The following is a 10,357-nucleotide window of genomic DNA, read 5'->3' on the forward strand; positions in this document are numbered from 1 at the left end:
ATTACGGGTAATCACTCATCGATTACGAACAGTTCCCTTTCACGTCACCTTGTGGTGAAACGGTTGTGAGGCTCATGTGGGAATGGAAGACTCCATTTCGAGCGATCGGATGCGCCGGGGCCGCCGGACGCTCACGACCCGGACCGTCTGGGAGGTGGAACAACAAGATCGGCTAGAAATCCGGTCATTTAGGGTGGCGTCAAGAAATGTCGTTAAATCCGCGTCTCATCAAGGAAAGCTTCTCCGCCATCGAGCCCGTCATGGGCAGGGCCGTCGCCTACTTCTACGGGCGGCTGTTCGCTGAGAGCCCGCAGCTCCGGTGCATGTTCCCTCCCGCCATGGACCTCCAGCGGGACCGGCTGTTCGCCGCGCTCACCCGCATCGTGTGGAGCCTGGACAGCCCCGACAGCCTGGGGTCCTACCTGGGGCAGCTCGGCCGGGACCACCGCAAGTACGGCGTGCTCGCCGAGCACCACACCGCCGTGGGCAACGCGCTGATGGCGACGATCCGGCGGTTCTGCGGCGACGCCTGGACCACCGAGGTCGAGGCGGCGTGGGTGGCCGCCTACACCACCGCGGCCAACATCATGATCGAGGCGGCGGAGGCCGACGCCGGGGTCTCCCCCGCCTGGTGGCTGGCCGAGGTCGTCGACCACGAGCTGCGCACGCCCGACATCGCCGTGATCACGCTGCGCCCGGGCACGCCGATGACCTTCGTCCCCGGACAGTACGTGGACGTGCAGGTCGCCCGCTGGCCCCGGGTGTGGCGCAGCTACTCCATCGCCAACGCGCCCCGTCCGGACAACACCATCCGGCTGCACGTGCGCGCCGTGCGCGGCGGCTGGGTCAGCACGGCGCTGGTCTCCCACACGCGCATCGGCGACACCGTGCTGCTCGGCCCGCCGGTCGGCACCATGACCCCACCCCGGCAGGACCCGCCGCGCGACATCCTCTGCGTCGCCGGCGGCACCGGCCTGGCCCCTGTCAAGGCCATCGTCGAGCACGTCATCGCCTCGGGCCTGCGCCCCAACATCCACCTGCTGTACGGGGCGCGCACCGCCGCCGAGCTCTACGACCTGCAGGACCTGATCCGCATGGAGGCCGGCTACCCGTGGCTGCGGATCCTGCCCGTGGTGTCCGGCGACCCCGCCTACGACGGCATCCGCGGGCCGCTGCCCGACGTGGTGCGGCGCTTCCACTCCTGGGCCGACCACGAGGTCTACGTCTGCGGCCCGCCGGCCATGGTCGAGGAGACCGTGCGCCGTCTGCAGCACGACGGCGTGCCCCCGGCGCGCGTCCACCGCGACCCCGGACCGGCCGAGGGACGGGCTCCTTCGCTCCGCCAACCAGATACGGCAGGAGGATACGGACGAACCGATCGACCAAATCCCGCGGAGCCCGGCGAGCACCCGCACAACGTGGCACGATGATGCCGATCCGCGCGCAGCGGCCGACCACGTCGATCGGGCCACCACGCCGGCCGGGGGACCGGCGATGGGTGCCCGGCACCGCGAAAGGAAGGGGCGATCATGCGGCGCACGCTGCTCGCCGCCGTCACCCGGCGGTCCTGTCCCCCCGGCTCCACGGCCCTCCTCATCGTCCCGGCGGCGCCCTGACTCCCATGGCCCGACCGGTCACGCTCGTGACATTCGTGCTGCCGAGCACGCTGTGGCACTGGGGCGGCGGAGCGAGCGAGGTGCGCGTCTTCGCGGTCGCCGGCTCCGGCGAGGAACGGCCGACGCTCGGCGCGGCGCTCACCACCCTGCGCCGCACCCACCCCAAGCTCGAACGGCGGCTGTGCGACGAGTACGGCGGCATCCGCCGCCACATCAGCATGTTCGTCTGCGGCGAGAACGCCCGCCGCCTCGGCGGCCTGTCGTGCGCCTTACCCCCGGGAGCCGAGGTCTACGTCCTGCCCGCCTTGTGACCGCGGCCGCGAAGGCGCGCGCCCGGCCCGGCGGCTCAGGGGGCCACGCGGCCGGCGGCGTTGAACGCGGCGTGCGTCAGCGGCATCAGCCCCGCCCAGAAGGCCTCCATCTTCTCGGCCACCATCTCGATCTCGCGCTGCGGGAACGACGGCACGCTCGCGCGCTCGTCCTTGGTGCGCAGGGACAGGAAGTGCATCAGCGACCGGGCGTTGCAGGTGGCGTACATCGAGGAGTAGAGCCCGACGGGCAGGACGGCCCGGGCGACCTCCCGCGCGACGCCGGCCTCCAGCATCTCGCGGTAGGCGGCGTAGGCGGCGCGATAGGACCCCTCCATGGCCCCGGCCACCAGTTCGTGCTGTTCGTCGTCCCCTTCGACGAACTGATAGCGCCCCGGCTTCCCCTCCTGCACCAACTTCCTCTCCCGTCCAGGAATATAGAAATCTGGCGCAAGCTCCCTATATCTCCCACTTTCCTCGTTATATGACCATCCGGCCCTGTGGCGGTGGAATTCGCGGAAGACCATGATGGGCGCGTGGACGAAGAAGGTCATCGAGGTGTGCTCGAAGGGGCTGCCGTGGCGGTCGCGCATGAGGTAGTTGATCAGGCCGCGTGAGCGCTCGGCGTCCTGGCCGACCGCTTCGAGGGACTGCTCGCCCGCCGTGGAGACCCGGGCGGCCCACACCACGTCGGAGTCGGCGGCGCTGTGCCTGACGAGCTCCACCGTCACGTCGCTGAGAAACCGCACCGGCCCCGCCTCTCCCCGTTTTCGGCCGCCCACGATCGTAGTGCAGGGGGAAAGCGCAGGTGAGACCGGTCCAGTGAGGCCGGTCAGGTGATGTCGCGGCGCAGGGTGGTGACCGAGGCGACGGCCGCGAAGGCCAAGGCGTAGCCCAGCAGCAGGGCGGCGCCACCCCAGGCGGGCAGGTAATGGCCGCCCAACGGCGCCGCCACCCCGTAGACGGCCTGCGCGGCGCCGCCGGGCAACCACTTGCCGACGCTCGGCAGCAGCGCCACCAGCAGGTTCTCCAGCACGTACACCCAGCCGACGCCGACGACGATGGCGGCGACCTGGTTGCGCAGCAGCGAGCCCAGGGCCAGGCCGAGGATGGTGTACAGGGCCATGGCCGCGACCACTCCGGCGCACAGGCGCGCCACGTCGCCGCCGATCAGCGAGAGCGCGCCGCCCTTGATCAGGATCGCCGGGACGCCGGCCGCGAAGGTCAGCACGATGCCCGCCAGGCCGAACATCACGCCCACCACCGCGCAGGCCAGCAGCTTGGCGGCGACCACACGCGCGCGGCGCGGGGTCACCAGGAAGGTGTGGGTGATCGTCTGGAAGCGGTACTCGCCCGTGATGAGCAGTGTGCCGATCACGAAGGAGAACACCAGGCCGACGCCCGCCTGGCTGAACAGGTTGAGCGCCCCTCGCGGCTCGGTGATGGGAGGGGTGCCCTGCTGCCCGGAGAAGACGCTCAGCACGACCACGCCGATCGCGGTGAAGCCCAGCGACAGGGCGAGCATGCCCCAGACCATGCGGGTGGTGAAGACCTTCTGCAGCTCGGCCCTGACCAGCCTCGTCATGACGTTCCCCCAGGGGTCTCGGTCTGGACGGGGAGCGCGTCACCGCCGGGCGGAGGGGCGGGGTCGCCGGTGAGGTCGAGGAAGACCTGTTCGAGGTCCGAGCGCTGCCCGACCAGCTCCGACAGCACGACCGCCTCCTCCAGCGCCGCCCGGCCGACCACCTCGGGGGGCACGCCGCGGACCAGCAGCACGCCGCTCTCGGGGGACTCCACCGTGGCGCCGGCCTCCTCCAGGCGGGGGCGCAGCCGTTCGGCCTCCGCCGCGGCCACTCTGACGCCGTGGTCGCCGCCGGAGGTGAGCTCCGACAGCGCGCCCTGTCTGATCATGCGGCCGCGGGCGATGATGACGATGTCGTCGACCGTCTGCTCGACCTCGGCCAGGACGTGGCTGGAGACCAGCACCGCGCATCCCCGGTCGTCGGCGAGGAACCTCAGGAAGCCGCGCAGCCACTGGATGCCGGCCGGGTCCAGGCCGTTGGCCGGCTCGTCGAGGATGAGGATCCTGGGGGCGCCCAGCAGGGCGGTGGCCAGGGCGAGGCGCTGGCGCATGCCGAGGGAGAACCCGCCCACGCGCTTGCCGGCCGCGTCGGCGAGACCCACCTGGTCCAGTGCCTCGCCGGCGCGTGCCGGCGGCAGCCCGGCGGCCGTGCACAGCACCCTGAGGTGGTCGCGGGCGGTGCGTCCGGGGTGGAAGTTGGTCGCCTCCAGCACCGCGCCGACCTCGGTGAGCGGCGCGGCCAGGTCGGCGTAGCGGCGGCCGCCGATGAGGGCCTCGCCGGAGTCGGGGGTGACCAGGCCGAGCAGGCAGCGCAGCGTGGTGGTCTTGCCTGCGCCGTTCGGGCCGAGGAATCCGGTGACGGTGCCCTGCTCCACGGTGAAGGAGACGTCGTCGACGGCGCGGACCGCTCCGAACGACTTGGACAGGCTGCGGATCTCTATCGCGGACATCAGGCCCGATTATCGGGCGAGTTGATCGACGCGCATAGCGGTTCGGCCGGATATACGCCACAACGATATGGAACGCCTACAGCCGGTACACCCGGCGGGCGTTGCCCGACCCGATCATGTGGGCCACGCGGGCGGCGTCGGCGGCGCTCCACTCCCCCTCGCGCAGGCGCGCGGCGAGCGCTCGGGCCAGGCCGCGACGGAAGTACAGGGCGCCGAGGTGGCACATCTCGGCGACGCCGCGGCAGTCGGAGCTGAACATGAGCTTGTGGTAGGGCACCAGCTCCAGCAGCTCCCCGATGATCGCCGCCGAGCCCGATGCCGTGGAGGTCGGGGCGAGGCCGACGTCCACGTACACGTGGGGGTACACGCTGGCCAGGTAGGCGGCCTGCCGGTGGTAGGGGTAGCAGCGCAGCAGGATGACCGGGACGCCGGTCGGCCGCAGCGCGCGGAGGAAGCCGGTCATCAGCGCCGGGTCCGAGCGGTGCGGGCCGATGCCCAGGCTACTCGGGGGGCCGCCGTAGCCGGTGTGCACCTGGAGGGGCAGCCCCCGTTCGCGGGCGATGTCCACCGCCGTCCAGAGCAGGTGGCGCAGCAGGTCGGGGTCGGTGAGCGGGCCGCCGGGACCGGCCAGGCGGCGGGCCGCGGCGGCGATGACGGCGCCGCGGCTCGGGCGTGAGGGCGCGAAGTCCAGGCCGCAGCGGTGGGCGAGGACCGTCTTCAGCCCGACCGCCCGCGCGGCGCGCGCGGCGAGGCGGTCCTCCAGGGCTTCGAGGTAGCCGACGCAGGTGAGGCCCTCGCGGGCGACGTCCTGCTCGACGCGCTCCAGGCGGACGATCTCGTCGGCGGCCGCTCCGCCGAGGCGTCCCATCTCGGCCGCCGACAGCAGGTCGCCGCCGCCGTGGCCGGGGTCCACGAGGAAGGCCACGACCCCGGCGGCGCGCAGCAGGCGGGTGTTGGCCTCCCGGGCGCCGAGCTCGGCCCGGCGGGCGAGGTAGACGGCCGCCGGGACGTGCGGTTCCAGGTCCAGGACGGGGGCGCACCAGCGGCGGATGGCCGTGCCGACCGGGGTGTCGAAGTGGGTGGTGCCGGGGGGCGCCGGGGTGGCCGCCTCGGTGATCAACAGCTCGAACCGGGCCCGCGTGAGGTCGTCGCGGCGCACGCCGTGGCAGTGGTGGTCCACCAGCGGGGCGAGCAGCGCGTCCCGCACGGCGTCCGGCACCCGGGCGGCCGGCGTGCCGGGCTCCCAGCACGCCGGCCGGCCACCCGCCGCCGGGACAGGGGCGGAAGGCGCCGCCGGCGCGGGGGCCGGACGCGCCGCCGGTACGGGGAGGGCAAGGGGTGGGAGGACCGGCAGGGTGTCGTTCTGGTCCATCGGCCACCTCACCCCGCTCGTCGGTCCCCGCGGCGCCGCCGGAATGCGCCGGGCGGGCCGGACGGCTTCCCGCCCAGCCGCCCGGCCCGCGCCGCCTGTGGACTCTACGGCCGGGGCCGGTCACCGGCTCCGGGTTCGTCCCGCCCTTTACCCAACTCCGGCACAGCCGCGACCCGGCGGGGCGGGCCGCGGCCCCGGCGGGGTCACCGCCGGCAGAGCCTCAGCACGTTGGCGATGACGCGGGCCCCGGCGCCGCCCTCGGCGGTGAGGATCGACTCGGGGTGGAACTGGACCCCGAAGCGGCGGTTGAGGGTGTCCTCGACGGCCATGACGGCCCCGTCGGGGGTGAGCGCGGTCACCGTGAACCCCGTGACCCCCGGCTGCTTGGCGTGCAGGGAGTGGTAACGGGCGGCGACGAACTCGGGCGGCAGTCCTTCGAGCAGGGCGCTGTCGCCCACGCGGGCGACGCGGCCGCGCTTGCCGTGCTCGGGCTCCGGCAGCAGCGACAGGCTGCCGCCGGCCTGCTCGACCATGGCCTGCAGGCCCAGGCACACCCCGAAGACGGGCAGGTCGCGGGCGTACAGGGCCTCCACCAGGTCCGTGCAGCCGAAGTCGGACGGCCAGCCGGGGCCGGGCGAGAGCACCACCATGTCGGGCGCGATCTCCTCCAGCATGGCCAGGGGGAAGCCGTGCCGCAGGGTGATCACGTCGGCGCCCTGCTGGCGGAAGTAGTCGGCGAGGGTGTTGACGAAGGAGTCCTCGTGGTCGACCAGCAGGACCTTCATGCCCTGGCCCGCCCGCTCGCGCTCACGGGCGCGGGGCGGGGCGGCCCGGGGGGCGCCGACGGCGGCGAGGGCCCCGAGCAGGGCGCTGGCCTTGAGCTCGGTCTCGCGCTCCTCGGCGGCCGGGTCGGAGTCGAACAGCAGCGTCGCGCCCGCGCGCACCGTGGCCACGCCGTCGCGGATCTGGGCGGTGCGCAGGGTGAGGCCCGTGTTCATCGACCCGTCGAAGCCGAGGTAGCCGACGGCGCCGCCGTACCAGCGCCGCGCGGTGGCCTCGTGGTCCTCGATGAACTGCATGGCCCAGGTCTTGGGCGCGCCGGTGACGGTGACGGCCCACATGTGGGTGAGGAAGGCGTCCAGGGCGTCGAACTCGGGGCGCAGGCGGCCCTCGATGTGGTCGACGGTGTGGATGAGCCGGGAGTACATCTCGATCTGGCGGCGGCCGATCACCTGGACGGTGCCGGGGACGCAGATGCGCGACTTGTCGTTGCGGTCGACGTCGGTGCACATGGTCAGCTCGGACTCCTCCTTCACCGAGCTGAGCAGGGTGCGGATCGCCTCGGCGTCCTCGACGGGGTTGCTGCCGCGGGCGATCGTCCCGGAGATCGGGCAGGTCTCCACCCGGTCGCCCTGGACGCGGACGTACATCTCGGGGGAGGCGCCGACCAGGTGCTCGCCCTCGCCGAGGTTGAACAGGAACTCGTAGGGGGCGGGGTTGATGAGGCGCAGGCCCCGGTAGAAGGCGGCCGGGTCGGCGCAGGGGGCGTGGAAGACCTGGCCGGGGACCACCTCGAACAGGTCGCCGCGCCGGAACTTCTGCTTGGCGGCCTCGACGACGGCGGCGTACTCGCCAGGTGCGGGGTTGGGGGGCAGGGCCGCGGGGGCGGGCGGCAGCGGCAGCGTCTCGCCGGTGCGCCGCAGGCCGCGGGTGGAGACGCCGTCGACGGTGAACTCGTAGAGGTACTCCCGGCTGGTCTCGCGCTTGCGGTCGATGACCATGACGCGGTCGGGCAGGTGCAGGACCAGGTCGCGCTGGTCGTGGGCGCGCTCGAGCGCCTGCCTGATGGGCTCGAACTGGAAGGCGAGGTCGTAGCCGAAGGCCCCGTACAGCCCGAGGTGCTCGTCGTCGCCGGCGAAGGCGGCGATCACCTCGCGGACCGCGGTGAACACGGTGGGGCGGCGGCTGCGCATCTCCTCGGGCAGGATGTCCTCGGACTCGGCGACCTCCACCTCGACGTGGTCCAGGGTCGGCTCGGTGGTGGTCTTGCCCGCCGCCAGCAGGCAGGAGGTCACGGCGGGCAGCACGACGCGCCCGCGCTCGTTGAGGGCCCGGGCCGAGATGCGGCGGCCGCAGGCGACGATCTCCAGCACCGGGTCGACGTAGGCGAGGTGCCACCGGCTGTACCGGCCGGGGTATTCCATGCCCGAGGACAGCACGCCGCCGCGACGCTCGCCCAGGGAGGAGACGACCTCCTCCAGCACGGACTCGGGCACGTCCGCGGTCGTGACCTCGACCTCGATGCCGCCCGCGGTGGTATATCCGCTCGTGTCCACCTTGCCTCGCCCTTCTTAATGTCAATAGGCCCCGGGCGGGCATGAAATCGGCCGCCTCCCGGGGCGGCCGTGGGTAAAGAATGCGAAAAATCGCGCCGCCTATGAGCGGCGCCACCACCGAGCAGGTGAAATGGTTCGCATGGCTGAATGCTAGCGGCACCCGGGGGCGCACCGCCAGTTGTCGGCGGCATGGGCGCGCCGCCCGTTCGCGAGGGCGGGTGACCTGCATCACAGCGAGTCCCGGCCCATAGCACTAGCATGTTACCAGGGAGTAAAGCGCTGCTTACATCTATCGGGGTAGGTCTCCCTTACATCGAGGAGCGCGCATGGGCAGGAATCCGTACCGGGTGGTCGTCCACAAGGACCTGCGGGTCCCCATGCCCGACGGTGTCCTGCTGCTGGCCGACCGCTACATCCCGATCGGCGTCAGCGCCCCGCCGACCATTCTCATCCGCTCCCCCTACGGCCGGCGCGGCCTGTTCGGCTACGCCTACGGCCGGGCGTTCGCGCGCCAGGGGTTCCAGGTGATCCTGCAGAGCTGCCGGGGCGGGTTCGGGTCCGGCGGCGAGGCGTCCCCGCTGGACGAGCAGGACGACGGCCTGGCCACGGTCGAGTGGATGCGCGCCCAGCCCTGGTACGGCGGCAGCTTCGCGATGCACGGGCCGAGCTACCTCGGGCACGCCCAGTGGGCCATCGCCCCGTACGCGGGCCCCGACCTGAAGGCGATGGCCACCCAGGTGACCGCCTCCCAGTTCCGCGACGCCGCCTACGTGGGCGGCTCGTTCGCACTGGAGGCCACGCTGAGCTGGAGCACGCTGACCGCGATGATGAACGGCCCGCTCGCCGGCGCCGCGGTGTTCTTCGCCCCGCGCCGCACCCAGCGTGCCGTGCTGTCGGGCCGGCCGCTCGGCGAGCTGGACAGGCTCGCCGCCGGGCGTTCGCTGCCGTTCTTCCAGGAGGTGCTCACCCACCACGCCGACCCCTCGGTCCCGTTCTGGAAGAAGCGCGACTTCTCGGCCACGGTGGGCGAGGTCGACGCGGCGGTGACGATGACCGGCGGCTGGTACGACGTCTTCTTGCCCTGGCAGCTGAAGGACTACGCCGCCATGCGCGCCGCCGGGCGCCAGCCGTACCTGACGATCGGGCCCTGGCACCACGCCGACGTGCGGCACGGGCGCATCGCCAACCTCGACGCGCTGGCGTGGTTCCGCGCCCACCTGCTCGGCGACACCACCGGTCTGCGCGCCAGCCCGGTGCGGGTGTTCGTCACCGGCGCGGGCGAGTGGCGCGACTACCGTGACTGGCCGGTGCCCGGCATGCGGCAGGTGCGCTGGCACCTGCAGCAGGGACGGGCGCTGGCGCCGGCCAACCCCGCGCAGTCCGGCCCCGACCGCTACCGCTACAACCCCGCCCGCCCCACCCCTGTCGTCGGCGGGCCGACGCTGCTCGGCAACTCCGCGCCCCGGGACAACCGGCGCCTGGAGGCGCGCTCGGACGTGCTGGCCTACACCGGCGAGGCGCTCGGCGAGGACACCGACCTGATCGGCCCGGTGACGGCGGAGGTGTACCTGCGCTCCAGCACCGAGCACACCGACCTGGTGGTCCGCGTGTGCGACGTCCATCCGGACGGCACCTCGCTGAACGTCTGCGAGGGCGTGCGCCGCCTGGTGCCCGGCACGCCCGCCACCGACGACGAGGGAGTGCGCCGGGTCGAGGTCGAGCTGTGGCCGATCGCGCACCGCTTCAAGCGGGGGCACCGTGTGCGGGTGCAGATCGCCAGCGGCGCCTACCCGCGGCTGGCCCGCAACCTCGGCACCGGCGAGCCGCTGGGCACCGGGCACCGGGCGGTCCCGGCCGACCAGGAGGTCTTCCACGATCCCGCGCACCCGTCGGCGATCGTCCTCCCCCACCTGCCGCCCTGAGACCGCGCCCGGGACCCACGCCCTCACTCTCTCGGCACCACGCCCTTAGCCGATCCCCTTTCGGCGCCACCCCCCTTAGCCGATCCCCTTTCGGCGCCACCCCCCTTAGCCGATCCCCTTTCGGCGCCACCCCCCTTAGCCGATCCCCTTTCGGCGCCACCCCCCTTAGTACTCCAGTGACTGTTCGTGATCTCGCTGGTTATGGGGGCATGGGTACGGCCACCGCGTGATCATCAGTGGTTGTGAAGACATCCGAAGATCATGCGATGGC

At 72.7% G+C, this 10,357-nt stretch carries 8 protein-coding genes; 3 read left to right on the forward strand and 5 right to left on the reverse strand.

Going from position 1 to position 10,357, the window contains the following annotated elements; translation table 11 throughout:
• The first annotated feature begins 206 nt into the window (after nucleotides 1-206).
• Together ACFQSB_RS22050 and ACFQSB_RS22055 are read left to right on the forward strand one after the other, a co-directional pair.
• On the forward strand, nucleotides 207-1,430 hold the full coding sequence (locus tag ACFQSB_RS22050) for a globin domain-containing protein (RefSeq protein WP_354920684.1): 1,224 nt from the start codon (nucleotides 207-209) through the stop codon (nucleotides 1,428-1,430).
• Nucleotides 1,431-1,621: 191 nt separating this feature from the next.
• Nucleotides 1,622-1,927 carry a ubiquitin family protein gene (locus ACFQSB_RS22055; protein WP_354846572.1) on the forward strand — a complete coding sequence of 102 codons (306 nt, stop codon included), beginning with the start codon at nucleotides 1,622-1,624 and terminating at the stop codon, nucleotides 1,925-1,927.
• Nucleotides 1,928-1,962: 35 nt separating this feature from the next.
• Here the strand turns inward: ACFQSB_RS22055 and thyX are convergent, their stop codons facing one another.
• From thyX to ACFQSB_RS22080, 5 genes are all read right to left on the reverse strand, one after another.
• Nucleotides 1,963-2,673 (reverse strand): FAD-dependent thymidylate synthase, encoded by a 711-nt coding sequence (gene thyX / locus ACFQSB_RS22060; protein ID WP_380828755.1) that lies wholly within the window; start codon nucleotides 2,671-2,673, stop codon nucleotides 1,963-1,965.
• An 83-nt stretch (nucleotides 2,674-2,756) separates the two neighbouring features.
• Entirely contained in the window at nucleotides 2,757-3,509 is a 753-nt protein-coding gene (locus tag ACFQSB_RS22065) for an ABC transporter permease (protein ID WP_354920690.1), read from the reverse strand.
• Complete coding sequence (locus ACFQSB_RS22070) at nucleotides 3,506-4,456, reverse strand: ABC transporter ATP-binding protein (protein ID WP_380828757.1); 951 nt, start codon at nucleotides 4,454-4,456, stop codon at nucleotides 3,506-3,508. Before ACFQSB_RS22070 ends, ACFQSB_RS22065 begins: the two co-directional genes overlap by 4 nt.
• A gap of 76 nt (nucleotides 4,457-4,532) precedes the next feature.
• A complete protein-coding gene (locus ACFQSB_RS22075) occupies nucleotides 4,533-5,828 on the reverse strand; it encodes an amidohydrolase family protein (RefSeq protein WP_380828758.1) in 1,296 nt (431 codons plus the stop codon).
• Between the two features lie 203 nt (nucleotides 5,829-6,031).
• Complete coding sequence (locus tag ACFQSB_RS22080; RefSeq protein WP_380828760.1) at nucleotides 6,032-8,164, reverse strand: anthranilate synthase component I; 2,133 nt, start codon at nucleotides 8,162-8,164, stop codon at nucleotides 6,032-6,034.
• Nucleotides 8,165-8,490: 326 nt separating this feature from the next.
• Here ACFQSB_RS22080 and ACFQSB_RS22085 point away from each other — a divergent pair, with 326 nt between their 5' ends.
• Nucleotides 8,491-10,086 (forward strand): CocE/NonD family hydrolase, encoded by a 1,596-nt coding sequence (locus ACFQSB_RS22085; RefSeq protein ID WP_380828761.1) that lies wholly within the window; start codon nucleotides 8,491-8,493, stop codon nucleotides 10,084-10,086.
• Nucleotides 10,087-10,357 lie beyond the last annotated feature (271 nt).

The sequence above is a fragment of the Sphaerisporangium rhizosphaerae genome (genome assembly GCF_042665155.1).
Lineage (GTDB): Bacteria > Actinomycetota > Actinomycetes > Streptosporangiales > Streptosporangiaceae > Sphaerisporangium > Sphaerisporangium rhizosphaerae.

Excerpts from the sequence above, each read along its gene's own strand:
- ACFQSB_RS22050 (WP_354920684.1), top strand. The coding sequence starts at position 207 with ATGTCGTTAAATCCGCGTCTCATCAAGGAAAGCTTCTCCGCCATCGAG.
- ACFQSB_RS22055 (WP_354846572.1), top strand. The coding sequence starts at position 1,622 with ATGGCCCGACCGGTCACGCTCGTGACATTCGTGCTGCCGAGCACGCTG.
- ACFQSB_RS22065 (WP_354920690.1), bottom strand. The coding sequence starts at position 3,509 with ATGACGAGGCTGGTCAGGGCCGAGCTGCAGAAGGTCTTCACCACCCGC.
- ACFQSB_RS22070 (WP_380828757.1), bottom strand. The coding sequence starts at position 4,456 with ATGTCCGCGATAGAGATCCGCAGCCTGTCCAAGTCGTTCGGAGCGGTC.
- ACFQSB_RS22075 (WP_380828758.1), bottom strand. The coding sequence starts at position 5,828 with ATGGACCAGAACGACACCCTGCCGGTCCTCCCACCCCTTGCCCTCCCC.
- ACFQSB_RS22085 (WP_380828761.1), top strand. The coding sequence starts at position 8,491 with ATGGGCAGGAATCCGTACCGGGTGGTCGTCCACAAGGACCTGCGGGTC.